Here is a 21068-nt window from a genome sequence, read left to right as displayed (position 1 = left end):
AATCTGCGAGTATCATCTGAAGGATAGTTCGACCTGCCCGGTGGGGCCAATAACATACGGAAGACCCATGCTCTGGATTATTCTTGCCATCATCGTGTTTATTGTTGCCGCAACACTGCTTCTGTTCCGGCTTGAGGATCTGTCCCATCTGGACCGGAATGATTACCCGGTACAGGACGCAACACCCAGCGAAGCCAACCGGGAAGTGCTGGGGCGCATCCGCGAACTGGGACAATCCTCGAAAGGCCTCCGCGGCAAGGCGCGGCTGATGGCACTGCGCAAACACATGGACGGGCTCAGTGAAGGCGTTGAACTGGCCTCTGAACTGCGCCATTGCGACTCGCCACGCGGTGAATGGGTTCTCGCCCCGGGCTGCGATACCCGCCGCCGCATCCTGTACATTCATGGCGGCGCCTGGGCGGCTGGCAGCCCCAGAAGCCATCGGGCCATTACCGACCGGTTATCGCAGATAACCCGTGCCGCAGTGTTTGCGGTGGATTACCGGCTGATGCCGGAGAACCGGTTCATGGACGGTGTCCGGGATTGTCGCGAGGCTTATAAATGGCTACTGAAACACGGGCCCGACGGTGCCGAGCCGGTAGATTTCATGGTGGTCGCCGGGGATTCTGCCGGGGGCAGTCACACCCTGGGGTTGATTGCCTGGATACGGGATAACGGGCTGCGCCAGGCAGACGCCGCCATCGCCTTCTCACCGTCTACGGATCTGACCCTGACTGCCCCGAGCAATCGCAACAACATTGGTACCGATCCCCTGCTGGGGCCGGCCTTTGGCGGGTTATCAAAAATCCCCCTGCCAGTCATCTGGTGGGCAACACTGGCAGCGTTTCGGGTTTCTCCTACCAGCCCTGTTGCCTCACCACTTCGAGGCGACCTGAAACACCTGCCGCCGACTTTGATTCATGCCAGTGATACCGAGATGCTGCTGGACAACGCCCGGCGTTACGCAGCACGGGCCGAAGCCGCAGGCTCTCCGGTGACCCTGCACACGTGGCACGGCATGGTGCACGTATGGCAGATTTTCGTGCCCTTGCTTCCGGAGGCGGACGAGGCCTTCGACGACATCAAGGCGTTCCTGGAGCAACTGGAGTCTCAAGGCGAGGCACAGGCTTCGGCTTCGGCTTAAACCTGAACCTTTCCTCGCAACGCCTTGGTTTTGCCTTTTTTGGTTTTCTTGTCCACCCGCTTGCGCTGGGAGGAGCGGGTAGGCTTGGTGGGCCGGCGTGCCTTGCGGGGTTTGACCGCCTCCTGGATCAGCTCTTTCAACCGCTCCAGGGCGTCTTCCTTGTTCAGTTCCAGGGTGCGAAAGGATTGCGCCTTGATGATCAGCACGCCCTCCTTGCTGATGCGCTGGTCATTGAGCGACATCAGCCGTTCCTTGTAAAAAGGCGGCAACGAGGAGTTCGGGATATCGAAGCGCAGGTGCACGGCGGAGGCGACTTTATTCACGTTCTGGCCACCGGCACCCTGGGCCCGGATCTGGGTGATTTCGATCTCCCAGTCGGCAAGTTCAACAGCGTTGGATAATTTCAGCATCTGCTAAGGTTAACAGAATACAGAACAGCGGGCTTTCGGCAGCGGGATTCGAGTAAGGAACAACCAACGACCATGTGCGGACGATTCACCTTTTATACACCGCCGGACACCCTGATCCTCGAGTTTTTTCCTGAGGGCATGGAAGTGGACGGGCATTTTGATCCCAGCTACAACATCCCTCCCGGCACAGGCATTCCCATGATCCGGAAAACCATGACCGGCAGCCTGATCATGGCCCACTCCCACTGGGGGTTCCGCCCGGCCTGGGCCGATGAAAAAGCCCCTGCCCCGATCAATGCCAGGGCGGAAACAGCGGCGACATCAAAATACCTCCGGGACGCCTTTGCCCACCACCGCTGCCTCATACCTGCCAACGGCTGGTACGAATGGCAGCAGACGGAACACGGCAAGGAACCCCACTACATAACACCAGTGGATTCCGGGAAGTATCCGGCGATTTTCTTCGCCGGCCTCTGGACTCCGCGAGAAGGTGACGAAACCACCGTTTGCGCCATCATCACCGAACCGGCCAGCGAACACCTGAAGCATATCCATGACCGTCAGCCCGTGGTGCTTGATCCGGCCTGCCTGAGGGACTGGCTGAATCCGGAAATTTCAGACCGGTCTCAGGTGCGGTCGGTCACCCATCGCCTGGATCCTGAACAGCTGAAAGCCGTTCCCGTTTCGCCGGAGGTGAATAATCCCAGGCATAACTCGCCGGACCTGATCCGGGAGACCTGAGGCCTGTAGTAATCCTCTAATACCCGCCTCACCACTGACGCTGCTACTGTTTCTGGACTTGGCATGACAACCACAAGGAGACAGCCATGAGCGGGAAGAAGATTCTGATGATTACCGGTGATTTCACCGAAGACTACGAAACCATGGTGCCGTTCCAGGCACTGCAGGCCGTTGGCCACACGGTTCACGCTGTATGCCCCGACAAGAAAGCCGGCGACACGGTTGCCACGGCCATTCATGATTTCGAGGGTGACCAGACCTACAGCGAAAAACCAGGGCACCGATTCGCCCTGAATGCGGATTTTGAAGGACTGGACCCGGCGAACTACGATGCGCTGGTAGTTCCGGGCGGTCGAGCACCCGAATACCTGCGCCTCAACAAGGACGTGCAGAATCTGGTTCGTCACTTTTTTGAGACCAACAAGCCCGTGGCGGCGATCTGCCACGGTGCCCAGCTGTTGGCCGCCGCCGGAGTTCTGGAGGGGCGCAAATGCTCTGCCTATCCGGCCTGCCAACCGGAAGTGGAACTGGCCGGCGGTACGTTCGCCGGTATCGAGGTTGATCAGGCGGTCACCGATGCTAATCTGGTAACAGCGCCTGCGTGGCCTGCTCATCCGGCCTGGCTGGCACAATTCTTCAAATTGCTGGATCAGTAACGGAGGAGGGGCCAGCCCACCGGCCCCTCATCGCTTCCCGGGAGGCCCACATGTGCAAGCTTTTCATCAACGCCGACCCGGAGCTTTGGGTCAGCCGGACTCATTCCCTGCGCATTGATGGCATGGTGACCAGTGTACGGATGGAAAACGCCTTCTGGCAGGTACTGGCCGAGCTGGCCGAACGGGATGGCATGAACCTGCCGCAAATGATCACCCGGCTTTATCACGAGTCCATTGATGCCGGCCACGATCTCGGCAACTTCACGTCCTTCCTTCGGGTCTGTGCGCTCCGCTACCTTGAGTTGCAACTGAGCGGCGATGTTCCCAGGGATACCCGGGTGCCGATTGCCTCTCTTGATGCTGACCGCATTCTCGCTGGCACACCCGGTGAGCCAGCGACACCGGAAGTGGTCACCAAAGCCAGACACTGACGCGGAAGAACCGGTTATCGCCGGCTCGCCTGTTTCGCCTTGATAGCCCGTGCGTCCGAGTTTTCTACGACTTCCTGCAGATTACGTCTGGGAGCCGCAGGCAAATCCGTGGCCGGATAGCCAAACCTTAGCAGGATCTGGGGAAAACCAGAGTGGCCGAGCAGGTGTTGAAGCTTCGGCCGCAGCACCGCAACCTGAATGGGCTGGTTCAGATAGGACGCCTGCAACCCCTGCCCGAGGGACCGAAGCAAGACCCGCTCCAGCGCCTGCCCTGCCTTCAGCCAGTCTTCTACGCCGTCTCCGGCGGTTCCCAGTGCAGCAATCACCGGGGATTCATCGGCCAGTTGCCGGTCTTTGGCACCCACTCCGTTCCCCATGTCAAACGTGCGCACCACCAGTTGGGCCACGGGCGCAACCATCCCGGGAACCGTCAAACCGTCGCCCTTGCGGCGGGGATGCATCCAGGCGGCCAGTTCCCGTCGCCAGCTCGGGTTGGACCACTGGGCAGCGTCGCCCTCTGCCACCAGCTCGGCCACCTGATGGCGGGCATGCTCTGAGTCCAGAACCTGGAACCAGGCCCCTTCGGTCTCTGCCGACTCTTCAAGAATGCTCAGCACGTTCGAAGGCACCTGCTTTGGCTCAAACCGCTTGCGATACGTCCGTCGCCTCGTAATCGCCTGGAACAGCTCGGTTTGCCGGTCTTCCGCCCCGGAGACAGGTGTAAACGAGACGGTCGCAAGCAGATCCTCATCGCCGGGCTCCGGCAGAAGCGTGCAGTGGGCATCAAATCCGGCATGGGCGGCCGCAATCCGAAGATTGAAAAGGGCGCACCCGCAGCTGATGGTCAGCTCCCTGTCGTCCGGGTCGTTTACCGGCAAGGCCCGCAGCCGGTCAGCAAACAAAGAAACACCGGTCTCGCTGATCTCAAAACGCCAGGGCTGGGTATTGTGACTGGACGGTGCCAGTACCGCGCTTTCGAGGATGGTCGCCAGAGTATCTGGCGGTATGGAATTCGTGCGTATTCCTTCGCTCATTTCAGCTCTCCCGAGAGGTCTCGTAACAGACTATTCCTGCCTGAGAGGAAAAGATAGCCGGCGACCACCTCTGGTTTCCTTGAGCCGCATCAACAAATTGCCGATCATCCTGTTCTGAACGGCGTGTGCCCTGAGGCTCCCTGGATCAGGCCTTTTTTCTCCGCACGTAAAGAACTTTGTGCACCCGGGCTACCAGTTCGCCCGATTCATCAACAATCTCCACGTCCCACTCGGGCAGCATTTTATCCCCGTGTGCCGTTGCAGCCCGGATCTCGTCAACACGCTCATCGGTCAGCTCAAACCGGGCCATCACCTTGCCCTTGCCCGGGCGGATGAAGTCGATACTCGCGGATTTATCCCACACGATGTAGTCGTTGCCCAGTCGTCGCATCAGCAACAGCATGTACATGGGATCGACCATGCTGTAGAGCGAACCGCCAAAGTGCGTACCCACGTAATTGGTGTTGTACCAGTGCTGGCCCATCTCCACCCGGGCCGAGCTGAAATCCTCAGCGATATGGGTCACCCGGATTCCGGCACCGATATAGGGAGCAAACGTAGACAGCACACGGCGCATGGCTCCGGCGCTGGCAAGCCAGCGACGTACAGTGGAATTCATCAAATATCCTCGGTGGTAAAAATGACTGCAAATTCAATAGCACGCTATCTTCCAACTGGAAGCGTGCCAATGCAAGAAATTCATACGACCGTTTGAATACTAAAGACCACCGATATCAAAGACCACTGAACGTGAGGTGCAGGGCGATGGCGGCCATCATAACGCCGATGACACCATCGATGATCCGCCAGGCCAGCGGCCGGGCGAGAATCGGGGCCAGCGCCGAGCCCCCCCAGGCCAGCAGCCCGAACCAGAGAATCGAGGCACTGCTCGCACCGGCCACAAAGGTGGCCGCGTCCTCCTGCTGGGCTCCAATAGCGGGGATCAACAGCAGCGTATCGAGATAAACCTGGGGATTCAGCAGGGTAACTGCCAGGGTGGTGAACACCACGGCCTTAAGACTTCTTTTGGTTGCCTCACCCGCTTCAAGAGCCGCCCTGCCGCGGCTGGCGCGAACGAAGGACTGGATCGCAAGCCAGCCAAGGAAGGCCACCCCGAGCCACCGGAGAATCTCCAGGGCCTCAGGCATGGCCATCAGGGCGGCACTGATGCCGAACATTCCCAGGGTAAAGAGGGTGACATCCGCCACCATGCAGAGTCCGGCTGACCACCAATGATGCTCCCGGCGGATTGCCTGGCTCAGCAAATAGGCGTTCTGTGCACCGATCGCCACAATAATGCCGCCACACACAATCAATCCGGTCAGGTAACTCTCAAGCACGTTGGTTTCTCCTCAATGAATGGCGCAAGGTTACCGCTTTCCATCTATACTTGAAATTCATACTCATAATGCCGCATCAGTTTTACTTATGATTGATTACAAATTGCTTGAAGCGCTGGCGACGGTCATTGAGTGCGGCGGGTTCGAACGCGCCGGCCTGGCGCTCGGGCTGAGTCAGTCGGCCATTTCCCAGCGCATTCGCACCCTTGAAATCCGGCTCGGGCAGCCGGTTCTGGTACGCAGCCCGGCACTCAAGGCCACACCGGCCGGACAGCGGCTGCTCAACCACGTTCAGCAGGTACAATTGCTGGAGCGAGACCTGACCAAGTCCATTCCGGCGCTCTCGGAACCCACGGCGAGACTGCGCATCGCTCTGAATGCCGACAGCCTGGCCACCTGGTGGGCGGCCGCGGTGGGCAATTTCTGCGCAGAGGAAACTCTGTTGCTGGATCTTGTGGTCGAGGACCAGGACATTGGCCTTCGCAGAATGCGCGAAGGGGATGTCGCTGCCTGCCTGTGTAGCAGCCCCCAGCCTGTTGCCGGAGCCCGATGCGTGCCCATTGGCACCATGACCTACATGCCCCTGGCAACTCCGGACTATGCTCAACGCTATTTTGGAAAGGGCCTCAGCGAAACCAGCCTGCAGAATGCTCCGGCGATCGTTTTCGGGCCGAATGACCAGCTGCAACACCGGTTCCTGGCCCAGTGCGGCTATCACGGCACCTTCCCCCACCACCTTTGCCCTTCCTCGGAAGGTTTTGTGAAACTGGCGCTGGCGGGTATGGGGTACGGCATGATTCCGGAAGTGCAGGCCCGCCCGGAGATTGAGTCCGGGCGACTGGTGAGCATCGCACCGGAACAAACCCTCGAAGTGCCGCTATACTGGCACTTCTGGCGCCATGGCGGAGGCGTCATTGACCGACTGACCAATGCCCTGCGTTCAACCAGCCTGATTCGTTCCGCCCCTGAAGGAGACTAGATTGGATCTGACAACGCCCGCCCTGCTCTTCCCGGCTATTTCACTTCTGTTGCTGGCCTATACCAACCGGTTTCTGGTGCTGGCGCAGTTGATTCGCCAACTCAAGCAGATGGACACCGAGGAAGACCACGCACTGATCGCCCGGCAGATCGGCATGTTGCGCAAACGGATTGTGCTGACTAAACGCATGCAGGCCTACGGCGTGCTCAGTTTCTTCCTGTGTACGGTTTCCATGTTCCTGCTTTTCCTGGGTGCAGACCTGCCGGGGGTGGTGGCGTTCGGTGCCAGCCTGGTGCTGCTGTCTTTCTCGCTGTTGTACTCATTGTATGAAATTCAGATCTCAACCAATGCCATCAACGTTGAGCTGGCCAGCTTTGAGGCCCGCAAGAGTGCCGGTCGGGAAGATGTGGACTATTCGTGAGGCCGGTTTGTGACGGGATCGACGATCCGGACACCAAACCAGCGTGGAAATCGAAGCAGGCAATACAAGGCAATCATGTCGTAGAGGGCGTGCCAGACCATGACCAGCACCAAGCTTTCCGATAGCACATAGGCTGCACCCAGTATCAAGCCGAGTCCGGTTGCCACCAGAAAATAGGTAAACGATACGTAGTGCACCAACCCGAACAGCACCGATGCTGCCAACACGGCCGTCACCGGGTCAGTATTTGCCATCAACCAGCCCTGGATTGCGCCCCGGAACAACAGCTCCTCACCAACACCAGCCAACAGGGATAGCAGAATGAGTACCACCGGGGAGTAGCTGGAGGCAAAGTCATACAAACCCTGCATCTGACGCTCAAGGTTCTCCGGGAACAAGCCGGGAACCCGCGTAAGCAAAAGCAAAGCGGCGTAGGTAAGACTGGCTCCGAGCGCGCCCAGGAGGATGCTCGGCCACAGACCCGGACCGACGAGCAGCACCGGAATTCCGAATAGCAGCATGGCCACTAGTCCGATAACGCCAATACCGCCCTGGAATAACAGTGCGGCATTGGATGAGATACCGGATTTTCGTCGTTTCCCCAGCGCCATTTACTGATCGAACAAGGGCTTCACCGGAAACAGTGCGTCATACTGAGGCGCCTGCTTCTGGGCTTTGGCCTGGAAGGATTTCATCATATCCGTCGGGCGGAACATGCCCGCCTGCCAGGTGGCCATGTACTTGAGGCTGTCTTCCACGCTGTGGTCGCGGCTGTAATTGAGCATTTCCTTGCAGCCAGTGACGGCCAGTGGGGAATTCGCGGCAATCTGACCGGCAATGTCCATAACGGCTGCGAGCATGGCTTCCTGGTCGGCGTAGACCGCGTTCACGAAGCCAAGATTCTGCGCCTCAGTGGCGGAAAACTTGCGGCCGGTATAAGCCAGCTCGCGAACCACGCCTTCGGGCATCAGTTTGGGCAGACGCTGAAGCGTGCCAACGTCAGCGGTCATGCCCAGCTCGGTTTCCTTGATGGTGAAGTAGGCATCCTCGGTGCAATAACGGCTGTCTGCCGCACAGACCAGATCAAGAGCGCCGCCAATGCAGCCACCGTGGATGGCTGCCAGCACAGGGAGTCGAATTTTTTCCAGGGAGGTCAGCGTATCCTGCAACTGCAGCACGACCCTGCGCAGGTTTTCCGCCATGCGACCGGGGTCGCCATTCATGGGCACAGCCTTGGGATCGCTGAACACGCCAAGATCCATTCCGGCCGAAAAGTGCTTGCCGGTAGAGGAAATCACGATCACACGGGCGTCAGTATTGGCTTCTATATCCTGCATGCATCGGGGTAACTCAAGCCAGAACGCCTTGTTCATCGTGTTCAGGGCCTCAGGACGGCTGAACTGGACGTGGGCGATATGGTCTTTGACCTCAATAGAAAAACTCTCGTAACTGGACAATTCAGACAAGACAGCACTCCTTATGTGTATGTCGCAAACCGACTCATTAGCGGTCGCCCCGGCTAATGGTTTTTCAAATCTGCTACCTTCGTATTATGGCGGACAGAGAGACGACACGTTAACCCGAAAAGGCCTGGTATGGAATTCACCTTCCTCGGCACTTCAGCCGGAACGCCCACAAAATCCCGCAATGTGACTGGTCTGGCGCTGAGCCACGGCGGACCGAAACACTGGTACCTGATTGACTGCGGGGAAGGAACCCAGCACCAGTTGTTGAGAACGCGCCATTCGGTGATGCAGCTGCAGGCCATCTTTATCACTCACATTCATGGCGATCATACCTTCGGGCTCCCCGGGCTGCTCACCAGTGCCTCCATGCTTGGCCGAACCGCCCCGCTCTACCTGGTCGCGCCCCGTCCGGTGAAAATCTTCGTTGAGGCGGCTCTGGGCAACAGTGACTCCAGCCTCAGCTTTGAACTGAGATTTGTCGATTCCGAAGCAGAGAATTTCCGCTGGGAAGACGATGTGCTGTCGGTTACGGCCGTTCCCCTTTCCCATCGAGTGTCCTGCCGGGCGTTTGTGTTCACTGAAAAGAATCTGGAACGCCAGCTGCTCCGGGACAAGCTTGAAGCGGATGGTATTGAGGCCGGTCCGGCCTGGGGCCGGCTGCAACAGGGCCAGGATGTGATGTTGGAAGACGGTCGTCTTGCCCGTTGCGATGACTACACTCAAATTGCCAGGAAACCGCGCAAAGTCATCGTCGCCGGTGACAACGATCAGCCAGACCTGCTTCTGGAAGCGAGCACTGATGTTCAGGTGGTGGTTCATGAGGCGACCTACACCCAGGAAGTCTCGGACCGGGTCGGCCCCTGGCCGCAACACAGCTCCGCGGCCCAGGTGGCCCGCTTCGCCGAGGCCGCAGGCGTGCCGAATCTCGTGCTGACCCATTTCAGCTCCCGATATCAGTTCAATCCGGATGCCTACCCGCACATTGGTGAGATCGAATCCGAAGCCACAGGTATTTATCGTGGAAACCTGTATCTGGCCAGGGATTTCGCACGCTATACCCTGGGCAAGGATCTGATGTTTAAAGCCACTGAGCGTCTATAATGCAGTCGTGCATTCAGGCTAGTGTAAGACCTCAGGTGTGTCGCTTTTGTCGATTCACTTTGCGTTTGGTGAAGTTCAAATTACACTGCACCCAGGGTTAAAATGAAAATCGATTCACTTTTCACTGCTCAGGAAGGCGGTCAATGTCCCGGCCCAACGCGAAAAAGTCCAGACTCGGCATGGATGCGGTTGTTGTCACACCGGGCCTGATTCCTTGCGGCTGTGTGATTGACAGCGTGGCTCTGGACAGCAAAGAGCTTCGCCTCGACCTGAAGCAATTTACTTCGCCCGCTGTGCTGGACCAACTGTCATCGTCTGCCGCCGGGCAGGCAGATCTTCATGTCTTCCTCGATAACGATCATGACAAGCAGCATATCCATTTAAAGGGCGCAGTCCGTGCTGGTCGGGGCAAGAGCATTTCGCTCAACATCGCGGGCATCACCCCGGACCTGAAGCGCGAAGTTGATCTTCTGGTTCAGCACACGGGCAGGAGCAGGCTTTCGGAAGCGGCGCCAGATCCTGCGCTGAAACAACTTTACCACCAGCATTGCCGTCGACTTCTGGAACAATTACTTCCGGAGTTTATGGAGGGCACCTTCGAGGGTATTGAAGTCGACCTGGAACAGGCGGCCGAGCTGCGTGAGATCACCCGCCTCAAGGATATGCGCTTCATCTTCCAGAGCCGCCAGCAGAGGATGCTCCAGGATTTCCAGGCCCAGTTCCAGGCCAATCAGGCGACTCTTGAACCCGCCACCGAGTCCCGGGCCGGCGGCAAGGAGTTACACCTGCTGCAACAACACGAGTTTGAAGACTGGCTTGATTTGCAAGCCATTGCCACGGGAATAAGCAAGGCAAATTCCGACGCAACCTTCCTGCTAAACCAGTTTCTGAACCAGATTTTCCGGCAGGACGTCAACGATGACAATAACCCACTGACACCCCGGGCGCTGTGTGTCTGCCTGCAATACATGGTCGACTATCTGGGCATTGCACGGGAGCACCGCCTGACCATCTACCGGGCCTGGGAAAACGCTCTGGGCAGAGTCTGGCCCGCGGCAATCCGCTCCCTGATCAATGATTGCCGCCGGGCCGGACTTGAAGCTTTGGACATCACCGAATTACCGGCAAACTGGTCACTCAGGGACCGCCCATCAGAAGAAACAGATTCAACTACTGGAACGGTGAAGAACTCATCGGCCGAGACGGCGGGAACGGAAGACGTTGGGCATGCGACATCAGAGATGCCGTCGGCTGGACGCTCCCTGTTCCAATTGATGGCACTGGAAGCAAGCCCCTCTTCCGAACTCGCAGACTGGGAGGAGCCGAATCCGAAGCTTTCAGAAAACCTCCGTTCCCGGCGCCGGGAGCTTTTGACCCGCTTGCACGACGACGAACCGGATATGGCTGGGCTGCTCCAGGAACTGGCAAATTCGGACTCAGACCTGGCAAGCTCTCTGGATCGCACAGCGGTGGAAAAGGCCAATTTGGTGGACCGGTTGTTTGCACCGCTGAAAACACACGAGGAGCTGTCAGGTTCGCTACGCCACCAACTGCAAAAACTTCGGCTGCCGGTATTTGAAACGCTGGTTGAAACACCTGACTTCCTGAATGCGGACGACCATCCTGCCCGGGACATTATCAATAACCTGATGCACATCTGCCTTGCTGAAAGGGCATCGAGCAAGAAACTGGAAGCGACCGTTGCCGATATTGTTGAGGAACTGACAGAGATCGAAGTATCAGATCCGGAACTGCTGGAAAGTCTGGGCCACCGTTTGCAACAGCTTGTAGAACGACAGGATCAGTCTTTTATCCGGAATTCGGAACGGCTGGCCAAAACCCTGGAGGGCAAGGAGCGCCTGCGCAAGACTCGTAAGCAGGCCAGGCAAAGGGTGAACGCGCTCCTTGGCGGCCGGCAGGTTCCGAAAGTTCTGATCCGTCTTCTGCAGGCGGGCTGGGAGCAACTGATCGTTCTGACAATGTTGCGGGAAGGCCCGGAAAGTCGACACTGTGAAGAGCTCATTGGCATAGTGGCGCAGCTCCAGGCCTGGCTGTCTCCTGCCTGCACCTCCGAAGAGCTGGCATTTGAAAGAGAACTTGAAAGCAGTGTCTTGCTGCAGTTCATTGAACGGGAGCTCAGAACTGCCGGTGATGTCTCACGAATCCGCCCCGTGATAGACGAGTTATCCGCCATTCTTCAGGGCCATGGGGAGGCAGAGACCACCTGGGTGGAAGAGTACGGCGACGACGATGAGGCGCCGCTGACATTACCTCCAGAGCTTGAAGACAGCCGGTGGGTCTCAAGGGCGAAAAACATTGTCGTCGGCGACTGGGTCGAAGTGCGGCTCGACAGCGGCGAAACACGCCGGTTGCGACTGGTTTGGGGTGGTGAAGACTCGCTCCGCTTTGTCTTCCTCTCGCCCAAAGGCATGAGTGAGGTCAGTTACGAGTTCCCCGAGTTTGTCCAGAAACTCGCCAAGGGCGAGGCCTGGCTGGTTGAAGATGGCGACATCCCGTTTCTTGATCAAGGCCTGTTCAGCATTGTTGAGGACGTCTACCAGAAGCTGAATTTCCAGGCGACCCACGACGCCCTGACCGGCTGCATGCATCGACATGACTTCGAGAAACAGATGTCGGGACTGATCAGCACGGCACCATCATCTCCGGAAGACAGCGCCTCCGCCCTGATGGTATTGGATATAGACGAGTTCAGTGTCATCAACGCTTCCTATGGTGCGGAAGCCGGAGACACCTTATTAAAATACGTTGCGGACACGCTTCGGGAAGTATGCGAGTCCCGTTTCTCAGAGTCACACGTTGGCCGGATAAGCGGAAACGAGTTCGCAGTGCTCATCAATAACATCAGCACGGAGGACTGCCTGGATTTCGCAGAATCCCTGCGTCGAAACTTCGAGCAGCAGGTTTTCCAGCATGGGCCGGCGGAATACAAGGCAACGGTAAGCATCAGTATCCGCCCGGTTACTGGTGCCGCTCACTCCCCCGGCGATCTTCTCAATCAAGCGAGCCTCTCGCTCAAGGCAGCAAAGAAGCTGGGCGGAAACCGGATTGAACTGGCGAGGGGAAACAGGGACCAGTCACAGATTGGCACACCTCAGTGGGTCACGGAAATCGACCGGACTATCCGCGACGGCAGCCTCTATCTCCGGGCCCAACCAATTGTTGCACTTGCTCCGGAAAGCGGCGAAGGCAAGATGTATGAACTCTTGCTTGGCCTGAAAGACAGCGCTGGCAAGGAAATCTCGCCCCAGGGCTATATTGAGGCGGCCGAACAATTCAAACGCAGTACGCGGGTTGATTTGTGGGTCATTTCCGAAGTAATGGCCTGGATGCGCGACAATCCGGAGGCGCTGGACAAAATCGCCACTCTGAACGTCAACCTCTCGGGCGCTTCTTTAAGCGATGACAGTTTCATGCTCGGCCTGGAATCCAACCTCAGATCGAATCCGGAGCTGGCCCACAAGCTCTGTTTTGAGGTAACCGAGACTTCCGCCGTGGCCAACCTCCATTTTGCTTCCGATTTCATGCGTGAAATGAAGCGCCTGAATTGCCGGTTCGCCCTGGATGACTTTGGCACCGGCTTGTCATCCTATGCCTACCTGCAGAAGCTGCCAGTGGACTTCGTCAAAATTGACGGCATTTTCGTGAGAGAGATGGCCACTAACCTGACCAACTACGCCATGGTGCGCTCGATCAACGAGTTGTGCCATTTCCTCGACCTGCAGACCATTGCCGAATACGTCGAGGATATGGAAATCATGGACACCCTGAAGGAAATTCAGGTGGACTACGCACAGGGTTTCGCCATTGCCAAACCTCGCAGGCTCGAAACCCTGGGTAACAGAAAAAACCACACCCCGGTTTATGCCTACAAGAAATAGCTTTGCATTCTCCGGCAGGGAGAGTACAGTGAGCCTTGTTGGAAAGATTTAGCAAAGCATTTCATCAATAAGACCGCTCAGTTGTAACAAGTAGCACGTCCTGTTTTTGATCACGCCAGTTTTTTGTTTCCGCATACCGCTGATCAGGCATCACAAGATGATCTGACGGCACATTAAAAGATTGAATTCAGGAAAGTATATTATGTCTACAGTTACCGGCAACGTTAAGTTTTTCAACGAAGCAAAAGGTTTTGGCTTTATCACTCGCGAAAGCGGCCCGGACGTTTTCGTTCACTACAGCGCCATTCAGGGCGGCGGTTTCAAGACTCTGGCTGAAGGCCAACAGGTCGAGTTCACCGTTACCCAGGGCCAGAAAGGTCCTCAGGCGGAAAACGTAGTCGCTCTTTAATTATAAAGAGATGCTCTGCAAATAGCAGACGACACGTTTAGAAAAAGGCAGCTTCGGCTGCCTTTTTTCGTTCAGGTACCCGTCCTGAACCTACTGAATGCCTTCCACCGGGATCGTCTCGGTATTCTTTATCTCCCGCAACGCAAAGTTTGAATTTACCTGGGCAATGCCCTGCAGGGTGAAGATCTTTTCGTTCAGGAAGCGATCGTAACTGGCCATGTCCGGGACGATGACCCTGAGCACGAAATCGGCATTACCAGTCACGGCGAAACACTGAAGCACCTCCGGGTAGCTGCTAACCTGCCGCTCAATCTCCGCAGTGCTATCGATGTTATGCCTCTGAAGTGACAGATTGACGAGCACGCACAGCCCCTGACCAATACGTTCCGGATCCACTCTCGCGCTGTATCCCTGAATCACACCGCCTTCCTCAAGTGTCCGCACCCGACGCCAGCAAGCGGCCGGAGACAACCCCACATGTTCTGCCAGTAACTGGTTACTGATGCGCCCATCCTGCTGCAGTACGGAAAGGATTTTCCGATCAAGTTTGTCCAGCTCTACCTGTTTCATTTGGTAACACCTGATTTTTATCAAAGGTTCTTTCGCCTTATTGTCATTTATCAAACATCCTTTCGCAAATCCCCAAAACCCTTACCCAATACGCAAGCACCTTTTGCGGACTTACCTCTAGAATTTTGGTCATAAAATCGACAAAAAGGAGGGCAACATGTCCGCCGATACCCCACAACTCGACGATTACAAACTCGAAGACCGTTACCTGCGCGAATCTGGTCGGGTTTTCCTGACCGGCACCCAGGCCCTGGTCCGGATTCCCCTGATGCAGGCCGCCCTGGATCGCAAACAGGGGCTGAACACCGCCGGCCTGGTTAGTGGCTACCGAGGCTCCCCCCTGGGTGCCGTCGACCAGGCGCTCTGGCAGACCAAGGATCTGCTGGACGAGAACCGGATCGATTTCGTGCCCGCCATTAACGAAGACCTCGCCGCCACGATCATGCTCGGTACCCAACAGGTGGAAACCGACGAAGACCGACAGGTGGATGGGGTTTTCGGTCTCTGGTATGGCAAGGGACCGGGCGTGGACCGTGCCGGCGATGCGCTGAAACACGGCACCACTTATGGCTCCTCGCCCCATGGTGGCGTGTTGGTAGTGGCAGGTGATGACCACGGCTGCGTGTCGTCGTCCATGCCCCATCAGTCCGATGTGGCATTCATGAGTTTCTTCATGCCCACCATCAACCCGGCCAACATCGCCGAGTACCTGGAGTTCGGGCTTTGGGGTTATGCTCTGTCCCGCTACAGCGGCTGCTGGGTCGGCTTCAAGGCAATCTCGGAAACCGTGGAAAGCGCTGCCTCTGTGGAAATCCCGCCAACGCCGGAATTTGTTACCCCGGATGATTTCACTGCGCCGGAGAGCGGCCTTCACTACCGCTGGCCAGACCTGCCGGGACCGCAACTGGAAACCCGGATCGAGCACAAGCTCGCGGCTGTTCAGGCCTTTGCCCGGGCCAACCGTATTGACCGTTGCCTGTTCGAGAACAAGAAGGCCCGCTTCGGCATTGTCACGACCGGCAAGGGCCACCTCGATCTGCTTGAGGCCCTGGATCTGCTGGGCATTGATGAAGACAAGGCCCGGGACATGGGGCTGGACATCTACAAGGTTGGCATGGTCTGGCCCCTCGAGCGCCGCGGTATCCTCGACTTCGTTCACGGCAAGGAAGAGGTGCTGGTGATCGAGGAAAAGCGCGGCATCATCGAGAGCCAGATCAAGGAATACATGTCCGAACCGGATCGCCCCGGCGAGGTTCTGATTACCGGCAAACAGGATGAGCTTGGCCGTCCGCTGATCCCGTACGTTGGAGAGTTGAGCCCGAAACTGGTTGCCGGCTTCCTGGCGGCCCGACTTGGTCGCTTCTTCGAGGTGGACTTCAGCGAGCGCATGGCTGAAATCAGTGCCATGACCACGGCTCAGGATCCGGGCGGCGTCAAGCGTATGCCCTATTTCTGCTCGGGCTGCCCCCACAATACCTCCACCAAGGTCCCTGAGGGCAGCAAGGCCCTGGCCGGCATTGGCTGCCACTTCATGGCGTCCTGGATGGGCAGGAACACGGAGTCCCTGATCCAGATGGGCGGCGAAGGCGTCAACTGGATTGGCAAGAGCCGTTATACCGGCAACCCCCACGTATTTCAGAACCTGGGTGAAGGCACCTACTTCCATTCCGGTTCCATGGCTATCCGGCAGGCGGTAGCTGCCGGCATCAACATTACCTACAAGATCCTGTTCAACGATGCCGTGGCCATGACTGGCGGTCAGCCTGTGGACGGACAGATCACCGTCGACAGAATTGCCCAGCAAATGGCCGCAGAAGGGGTGAATCGGGTTGTTGTGCTCAGCGATGAGCCCGAGAAATACGATGGCCATCACGACCTGTTTCCCAAGGGTGTCACCTTCCACGATCGGTCCGAGCTCGACCAGGTGCAGCGCGAATTGCGTGACATCCCTGGCTGTACCGTGCTGATCTACGACCAGACCTGTGCCGCCGAGAAGCGCCGCCGGCGCAAGCGCAAGCAGTTCCCGGATCCGGCAAAGCGGGCCTTTATCAACCATCACGTGTGTGAAGGCTGTGGCGACTGCTCGGTGCAGTCCAACTGTCTCTCGGTGGTGCCGCGCAAGACCGAACTGGGCCGCAAGCGCAAGATTGACCAGTCCTCCTGCAACAAGGACTTCTCCTGTGTTAACGGATTCTGTCCCAGCTTCGTGACCATTGAAGGCGGTCAGTTGCGCAAATCCCGGGGCGTTGACACCGGCTCGGTGCTCACCCGCAAGCTGGCTGACATTCCGGCGCCCAGATTGCCGGAAATGACCGGCTCCTACGATCTGCTCGTGGGCGGTGTTGGCGGTACGGGCGTGGTGACTGTCGGCCAGCTGATCACCATGGCGGCGCACCTGGAATCCCGTGGTGCCTCGGTACTGGATTTCATGGGCTTTGCCCAGAAAGGCGGTACCGTGCTCAGCTATGTGCGCATGGCACCTTCACCGGACAAGCTCCATCAGGTACGGATCAGCAATGGTCAGGCCGATGCGGTCATCGCCTGTGATCTGGTGGTGGCATCTTCCCAGAAAGCCCTGAGCGTGTTGAGGCCAAACCACACCCGGATTGTCGCCAATGAAGCGGAGCTTCCAACCGCCGATTATGTGCTTTTCCGGGACGCCGATATGAAAGCCGACAAACGACTTGGCTTGCTGCAGGACGCCGTGGGCGCGGATCATTTTGATCAGCTGGACGCCAATGGCATCGCCGAGAAACTGATGGGGGACACCGTATTCTCCAATGTGATGATGCTTGGGTTCGCCTGGCAGAAAGGCTTGTTGCCGCTCTCGGAGGCGGCTCTGATGAAGGCCATCGAGCTCAATGGCGTGGCCATCGAGCGGAACAAGGAAGCCTTCGGCTGGGGCCGACTGGCGGCCGTGGATCTGAACGCCGTGACGGATCTGCTGGACGACAATACCGCCCAGGTCGTTGAGATCAAGCCCGAACCAACCCTGGATGAGCTGATCAACACCCGTCACAGGCATCTGGTTAACTACCAGAATCAGCGCTGGGCCGACCAATACCGTGACAGCGTTGCCCTGGTCCGCAAGGCCGAGGAAGCCCTCGGTGAAACCAATCTTCTGCTGTCACGTGCAGTGGCCCAGCAGCTGTATCGGTTCATGGCCTACAAGGACGAGTACGAAGTGGCCCGGCTGTTTGCTGAAACCGACTTTATGAAAGAGGTTAATGAAACCTTCGAGGGAGACTTCAAGGTTCACTTCCACCTATCCCCGCCCCTGCTTAGCGGCGAGACCGATGCCCAGGGTCGCCCGAAAAAGCGTCGGTTTGGCCCCTGGATGTTCCGGGCGTTCCGACTGCTGGCCAAGCTTCGCGGCCTGCGTGGAACCGCGATGGACCCATTCAGCTACTCCGCAGACCGCAAGCTGGACCGCGCCATGCTGAAGGACTACCAGAACCTGGTTGCGCGAATCGGCCGTGAACTCAACGCCAGCAACTACGAGACCTTCCTGCAGCTTGCCGAGCTGCCCGCTGATGTCCGGGGCTACGGCCCGGTCAGGGAACAGGCGGCAGAGAGCATCCGTGAAAAGCAGACACAGTTGACCAAGGCGCTGGACACCGGTCGCCCGACCCTGATCCGAACCCAACAGGCCGACGAGGAGGCAAACCATGTTTGAAACACTCCAGCCCCTGCCCCAGGATCCGATCCTGCAGCTGATGCAGACCTTCCGTGAGGACAATCGTCCGGACAAGGTGGATCTGGGCATCGGTGTCTACAAGGACGATGCGGGCAATACGCCTATCATGGCCGCCGTGCACGAAGCGGAGCGTCGCCTGCTTGAAGGAGAAACCACCAAGAGCTACGTGGGGCCTGCCGGTTCTGCCGGCTTCAACAGCGCCATGGCGGAGTTGATCCTGGGCAGCAACAGCCCGCTGGTCCGTGACGGCCGTGTATCCGTCATCCAGACACCGGGCGGCTGTGGCGCCCTGCGTATGGCGGCCGAGTTTCTGCGCCTGTGCAAGGCGGACACAAAAGTCTGGGTCAGCACGCCCACCTGGGCCAACCACTTGCCGCTTCTTGGTGGCGCGGGCCTGACTATTCGCGAATATCCGTACCTTAATCCACAGTCGCTGCAGGTAGACTTCGGCGCCATGCTGGAAACCCTGGAACAGGCCGACCCGGGCGATGTGGTGCTGCTACACGGTTGCTGCCACAACCCTTCGGGCGCCGACCTGAGCCTCGCCCAGTGGCAGGAAGTGACCAGCCTGATCCAGCGTAAGGGCCTGTTGCCCTTCGTGGATATGGCCTATCAGGGCCTTGGTGAAGGCCTGGATGCGGATGCGGCCGGCCTGAGGCATCTGGCCAGTGCGGTACCGGAAATGCTGATCGCAGCCTCTTGCTCCAAGAACTTTGGGCTCTACCGGGAGCGCACCGGCGCCCTCGCCCTGATTTCAGAAACGGCGACTGTGAATGCGGCCGCCACCAGCCAGCTGCTGAGTGTCATCCGATCCCACTATTCCATGCCGCCGGCCCATGGCGCCTCAATTGTGGAGACCATCCTCGGCGATGACGACCTGCGGGCCCAGTGGCAAAAGGAGCTTGGCGGCATGTGCGAGCGCATCCTGCACCTGCGACACGCCTTTGCAGAGGCACTCGCGCCGGTGGGCGACTTCGACTTCATCGCCCGCCAGCGAGGCATGTTCTCATTCCTGGGAATCAGCCCGGAGCAGGTTGGCCAATTACGGAAAGAACACGGCATCTACATGCTGGAGAGCAGCCGGGTAAACGTCGCCGGACTGAACGATCGGGTTCTGCCACAAGTGGCTTCAGCCCTGCGCGAGGTTCTAGGCAAGTAAATACTTTTTAGACCACAACCATTAATCCGACAAAAACAATTAGCCGGAGAGAAAAATGAGTGAGAGTACCCAACCACACCAGCAGGCCAATAACCTCTGGTCTTCACGGATGGCCTTTATCCTGGCTGCAGCTGGCTCAGCGGTCGGCCTGGGGAACATCTGGAAGTTTCCCTACATTACCGGAGAGAACGGTGGCGGCGCCTTCGTTCTGATTTACCTGGCCTGTATCTTCCTGATCGGCGTACCGGTTCTGATTGCCGAGACCATGATAGGCCGCCGGGGTGGCCAGAGCCCTGTGGCCACCATGCGTACGCTGACCAAAACTGAAGGCACCGCCAGGGGCTGGAGAGCCATTGGCTGGAATGGCGTGATCGCCTCGTTCCTGGTGCTGTCTTTCTACGCTGTGATTGGCGGCTGGGCTCTGGTCTATATCGGCAAGGCCGCAACTGGACTTTTTACCGGTGCCGATGCCGAAGCCATTGGCGGCCAGTTCGGCGGATTGCTGGCCAACCCCTGGGAACTGTTGCTCTGGCACTCCGTGTTCATGGCCATCGTGGTGTTTATCGTTGGCCGGGGGATTCGCTCCGGGCTTGAGAAAGCCGTGAACATGCTGATGCCCCTGCTGTTCTTGCTGCTGATTGCGATGGTGATCTATGCCATGAACAGTGGCAGCTTTGGCCGGGCTGTAAGCTTTATGTTCTCGCCGGACTTCAGCAAGTTGACCACCGCTGGTGTTCTGACGGCCCTGGGCCATGCCGCCTTTACGCTCAGTATCGGTATTGGTGTTCTGATGGCCTATGGCTCCTACCTGCCAAAAACCGTAAACATTGCGCGGACCGCCATGACCATTGCCGTGGTGGATACCAGCGTTGCCCTTCTTGCGGGGCTGGCCATCTTTCCGCTGGTATTTGCCAATGGTCTTGAGCCCGGCGCAGGACCCGGTCTGATCTTCGTAACCTTGCCACTGGCCTTTGGCCAGATGAGCGGTGGCGCGCTGTTCGGCACCATTTTCTTCGCCCTGCTGCTGGTCGCAGCCATCACCTCGGCCATTTCCATGCTGGAACCGGTGGTGGAATGGCTGGAAGAACACAAAGGCGTCAGCCGGGCGAAAAGCGCACTTGGTGGTGGCCTGGCAATCTGGGTTATCGGTATCGGTACCGTATTGTCGTTCAACGTCTGGGACAGCGTGCACCCGCTCGGCTTCATCCCGTTTTTCGAGGGCAAGACGGTGTTTGACCTGCTCGACTTCCTGGTGTCCAACCTGATGATGCCCCTGGGCGGACTGGCCATTGCCCTGTTTGCCGGATGGGCGATGAAACGTGAGGGACTACCTGCCGATATTGGTCTGCAGGGAGGCAGCTACACGGCGTTCATGTTCGTACTCCGATATCTAACGCCGGCCGGTATCGCCGTAGTGTTCCTTTACAACCTCGTCTGACGGTAACGAGGCACCCTTGACCGCAAAAGCCCGGTGAACTTCACCGGGCTCAGATTGCTGACAAACCCTCGCCATTAAGGCGGGGGTTTGTTGTAATTGGGGCATCGACTTTTCAGAGGCTGCCCCATGCTCAAAGAGCCGTCCCCGCAACAACACGAACTCGAGATGGTCAG

General features: G+C 58.0%; 19 protein-coding genes. 12 read left to right on the top strand and 7 right to left on the bottom strand.

What is annotated here, in order from left to right; translation table 11 throughout:
• Nucleotides 1-67: 67 nt before the first annotated feature.
• A complete protein-coding gene (locus tag KEHDKFFH_RS19200) occupies nt 68-1144 on the top strand; it encodes an alpha/beta hydrolase (RefSeq protein ID WP_104323394.1) in 1077 nt (358 codons plus the stop codon).
• On the opposite strand, the gene arfB is transcribed toward KEHDKFFH_RS19200, so the two are convergent.
• Nucleotides 1141-1554, bottom strand: coding sequence for an alternative ribosome rescue aminoacyl-tRNA hydrolase ArfB (arfB, locus tag KEHDKFFH_RS19195; protein WP_014576363.1), 414 nt, complete (start codon nt 1552-1554; stop codon nt 1141-1143). The two genes, KEHDKFFH_RS19200 and arfB, sit on opposite strands and share 4 nt — an antisense overlap.
• Nucleotides 1555-1626: 72 nt before the next feature.
• On the opposite strand from arfB, the gene KEHDKFFH_RS19190 reads away from it, so the two are divergent.
• The 3 genes from KEHDKFFH_RS19190 to KEHDKFFH_RS19180 all read left to right on the top strand — a co-directional run bounded on the left by KEHDKFFH_RS19190 (nt 1627) and on the right by KEHDKFFH_RS19180 (nt 3382).
• Nucleotides 1627-2295: an SOS response-associated peptidase gene (locus KEHDKFFH_RS19190; RefSeq protein ID WP_104323393.1), complete on the top strand. Its 669-nt coding sequence runs from the start codon at nt 1627-1629 to the stop codon at nt 2293-2295.
• Between the two features lie 86 nt (nt 2296-2381).
• Nucleotides 2382-2951: a DJ-1/PfpI family protein gene (locus KEHDKFFH_RS19185; protein ID WP_104323392.1), complete on the top strand. Its 570-nt coding sequence runs from the start codon at nt 2382-2384 to the stop codon at nt 2949-2951.
• Nucleotides 2952-3001: 50 nt separating this feature from the next.
• Nucleotides 3002-3382, top strand: a complete 381-nt coding sequence (locus KEHDKFFH_RS19180) for a ribbon-helix-helix domain-containing protein (RefSeq protein WP_064227500.1) — start codon at nt 3002-3004, stop codon at nt 3380-3382.
• Between the two features lie 14 nt (nt 3383-3396).
• Here the strand turns inward: KEHDKFFH_RS19180 and KEHDKFFH_RS19175 are convergent, their stop codons facing one another.
• From KEHDKFFH_RS19175 to KEHDKFFH_RS19165, 3 genes are all read right to left on the bottom strand, one after another.
• Nucleotides 3397-4416, bottom strand: a complete 1020-nt coding sequence (locus KEHDKFFH_RS19175; RefSeq protein WP_104323391.1) for an Acg family FMN-binding oxidoreductase — start codon at nt 4414-4416, stop codon at nt 3397-3399.
• A gap of 145 nt (nt 4417-4561) precedes the next feature.
• A complete protein-coding gene (locus tag KEHDKFFH_RS19170) occupies nt 4562-5035 on the bottom strand; it encodes a DUF4442 domain-containing protein (RefSeq protein ID WP_104323390.1) in 474 nt (157 codons plus the stop codon).
• Between the two features lie 115 nt (nt 5036-5150).
• Nucleotides 5151-5756 (bottom strand): LysE/ArgO family amino acid transporter, encoded by a 606-nt coding sequence (locus KEHDKFFH_RS19165; protein ID WP_104323389.1) that lies wholly within the window; start codon nt 5754-5756, stop codon nt 5151-5153.
• Between the two features lie 88 nt (nt 5757-5844).
• Between KEHDKFFH_RS19165 and KEHDKFFH_RS19160 the strand changes: the two genes are divergently transcribed.
• Entirely contained in the window at nt 5845-6735 is an 891-nt protein-coding gene (locus KEHDKFFH_RS19160) for a LysR family transcriptional regulator ArgP (protein WP_104323388.1), read from the top strand.
• Nucleotide 6736: 1 nt separating this feature from the next.
• Complete coding sequence (locus KEHDKFFH_RS19155) at nt 6737-7156, top strand: DUF2721 domain-containing protein (RefSeq protein ID WP_104323387.1); 420 nt, start codon at nt 6737-6739, stop codon at nt 7154-7156.
• On the opposite strand, the gene KEHDKFFH_RS19150 is transcribed toward KEHDKFFH_RS19155, so the two are convergent.
• Entirely contained in the window at nt 7147-7767 is a 621-nt protein-coding gene (locus tag KEHDKFFH_RS19150) for a CPBP family intramembrane glutamic endopeptidase (RefSeq protein ID WP_192875815.1), read from the bottom strand. The genes KEHDKFFH_RS19155 and KEHDKFFH_RS19150 overlap by 10 nt on opposite strands.
• Entirely contained in the window at nt 7768-8613 is an 846-nt protein-coding gene (locus KEHDKFFH_RS19145; RefSeq protein ID WP_241956567.1) for a crotonase/enoyl-CoA hydratase family protein, read from the bottom strand.
• A 138-nt stretch (nt 8614-8751) separates the two neighbouring features.
• Between KEHDKFFH_RS19145 and KEHDKFFH_RS19140 the strand changes: the two genes are divergently transcribed.
• The 3 genes from KEHDKFFH_RS19140 to KEHDKFFH_RS19130 all read left to right on the top strand — a co-directional run bounded on the left by KEHDKFFH_RS19140 (nt 8752) and on the right by KEHDKFFH_RS19130 (nt 14031).
• Nucleotides 8752-9723 carry a ribonuclease Z gene (locus KEHDKFFH_RS19140; RefSeq protein ID WP_104323385.1) on the top strand — a complete coding sequence of 324 codons (972 nt, stop codon included), beginning with the start codon at nt 8752-8754 and terminating at the stop codon, nt 9721-9723.
• A gap of 143 nt (nt 9724-9866) precedes the next feature.
• Nucleotides 9867-13622, top strand: coding sequence for a DUF1631 family protein (locus tag KEHDKFFH_RS19135; RefSeq protein WP_104323384.1), 3756 nt, complete (start codon nt 9867-9869; stop codon nt 13620-13622).
• Nucleotides 13623-13824: 202 nt separating this feature from the next.
• Nucleotides 13825-14031 (top strand): cold-shock protein, encoded by a 207-nt coding sequence (locus KEHDKFFH_RS19130; RefSeq protein WP_008176018.1) that lies wholly within the window; start codon nt 13825-13827, stop codon nt 14029-14031.
• A 90-nt stretch (nt 14032-14121) separates the two neighbouring features.
• On the opposite strand, the gene KEHDKFFH_RS19125 is transcribed toward KEHDKFFH_RS19130, so the two are convergent.
• Nucleotides 14122-14601 carry an Lrp/AsnC family transcriptional regulator gene (locus KEHDKFFH_RS19125; RefSeq protein ID WP_104323383.1) on the bottom strand — a complete coding sequence of 160 codons (480 nt, stop codon included), beginning with the start codon at nt 14599-14601 and terminating at the stop codon, nt 14122-14124.
• Nucleotides 14602-14758: 157 nt separating this feature from the next.
• Here KEHDKFFH_RS19125 and KEHDKFFH_RS19120 point away from each other — a divergent pair, with 157 nt between their 5' ends.
• From KEHDKFFH_RS19120 to KEHDKFFH_RS19110, 3 genes are read left to right on the top strand one after another with little or no spacing between them, the layout of a single operon-like run.
• On the top strand, nt 14759-18277 hold the full coding sequence (locus KEHDKFFH_RS19120) for an indolepyruvate ferredoxin oxidoreductase family protein (RefSeq protein WP_104323382.1): 3519 nt from the start codon (nt 14759-14761) through the stop codon (nt 18275-18277).
• Nucleotides 18270-19457: an amino acid aminotransferase gene (locus KEHDKFFH_RS19115; RefSeq protein WP_104323381.1), complete on the top strand. Its 1188-nt coding sequence runs from the start codon at nt 18270-18272 to the stop codon at nt 19455-19457. Before KEHDKFFH_RS19120 ends, KEHDKFFH_RS19115 begins: the two co-directional genes overlap by 8 nt.
• A 55-nt stretch (nt 19458-19512) precedes the next feature.
• Complete coding sequence (locus KEHDKFFH_RS19110; protein ID WP_104323380.1) at nt 19513-20895, top strand: sodium-dependent transporter; 1383 nt, start codon at nt 19513-19515, stop codon at nt 20893-20895.
• Nucleotides 20896-21068: the final 173 nt, after the last annotated feature.

It is taken from the genome of Marinobacter maroccanus (genome assembly GCF_002933275.1).
Taxonomy (GTDB): Bacteria; Pseudomonadota; Gammaproteobacteria; order Pseudomonadales; family Oleiphilaceae; genus Marinobacter; species Marinobacter maroccanus.
The sequence above is the reverse complement of the archived record's forward strand: the minus strand, read 5'-3'. Positions and strand labels throughout refer to the sequence as shown.

Coding starts and splice junctions, on each gene's coding strand:
- KEHDKFFH_RS19135 (WP_104323384.1), top strand. CDS start 9,867: ATGTCCCGGCCCAACGCGAAAAAGTCCAGACTCGGCATGGATGCGGTT.
- arfB (WP_014576363.1), bottom strand. CDS start 1,554: ATGCTGAAATTATCCAACGCTGTTGAACTTGCCGACTGGGAGATCGAA.
- KEHDKFFH_RS19185 (WP_104323392.1), top strand. CDS start 2,382: ATGAGCGGGAAGAAGATTCTGATGATTACCGGTGATTTCACCGAAGAC.
- KEHDKFFH_RS19170 (WP_104323390.1), bottom strand. CDS start 5,035: ATGAATTCCACTGTACGTCGCTGGCTTGCCAGCGCCGGAGCCATGCGC.
- KEHDKFFH_RS19175 (WP_104323391.1), bottom strand. CDS start 4,416: ATGAGCGAAGGAATACGCACGAATTCCATACCGCCAGATACTCTGGCG.
- KEHDKFFH_RS19115 (WP_104323381.1), top strand. CDS start 18,270: ATGTTTGAAACACTCCAGCCCCTGCCCCAGGATCCGATCCTGCAGCTG.
- KEHDKFFH_RS19130 (WP_008176018.1), top strand. CDS start 13,825: ATGTCTACAGTTACCGGCAACGTTAAGTTTTTCAACGAAGCAAAAGGT.
- KEHDKFFH_RS19120 (WP_104323382.1), top strand. CDS start 14,759: ATGTCCGCCGATACCCCACAACTCGACGATTACAAACTCGAAGACCGT.
- KEHDKFFH_RS19110 (WP_104323380.1), top strand. CDS start 19,513: ATGAGTGAGAGTACCCAACCACACCAGCAGGCCAATAACCTCTGGTCT.
- KEHDKFFH_RS19200 (WP_104323394.1), top strand. CDS start 68: ATGCTCTGGATTATTCTTGCCATCATCGTGTTTATTGTTGCCGCAACA.
- KEHDKFFH_RS19125 (WP_104323383.1), bottom strand. CDS start 14,601: ATGAAACAGGTAGAGCTGGACAAACTTGATCGGAAAATCCTTTCCGTA.
- KEHDKFFH_RS19150 (WP_192875815.1), bottom strand. CDS start 7,767: ATGGCGCTGGGGAAACGACGAAAATCCGGTATCTCATCCAATGCCGCA.
- KEHDKFFH_RS19190 (WP_104323393.1), top strand. CDS start 1,627: ATGTGCGGACGATTCACCTTTTATACACCGCCGGACACCCTGATCCTC.
- KEHDKFFH_RS19140 (WP_104323385.1), top strand. CDS start 8,752: ATGGAATTCACCTTCCTCGGCACTTCAGCCGGAACGCCCACAAAATCC.
- KEHDKFFH_RS19180 (WP_064227500.1), top strand. CDS start 3,002: ATGTGCAAGCTTTTCATCAACGCCGACCCGGAGCTTTGGGTCAGCCGG.
- KEHDKFFH_RS19160 (WP_104323388.1), top strand. CDS start 5,845: ATGATTGATTACAAATTGCTTGAAGCGCTGGCGACGGTCATTGAGTGC.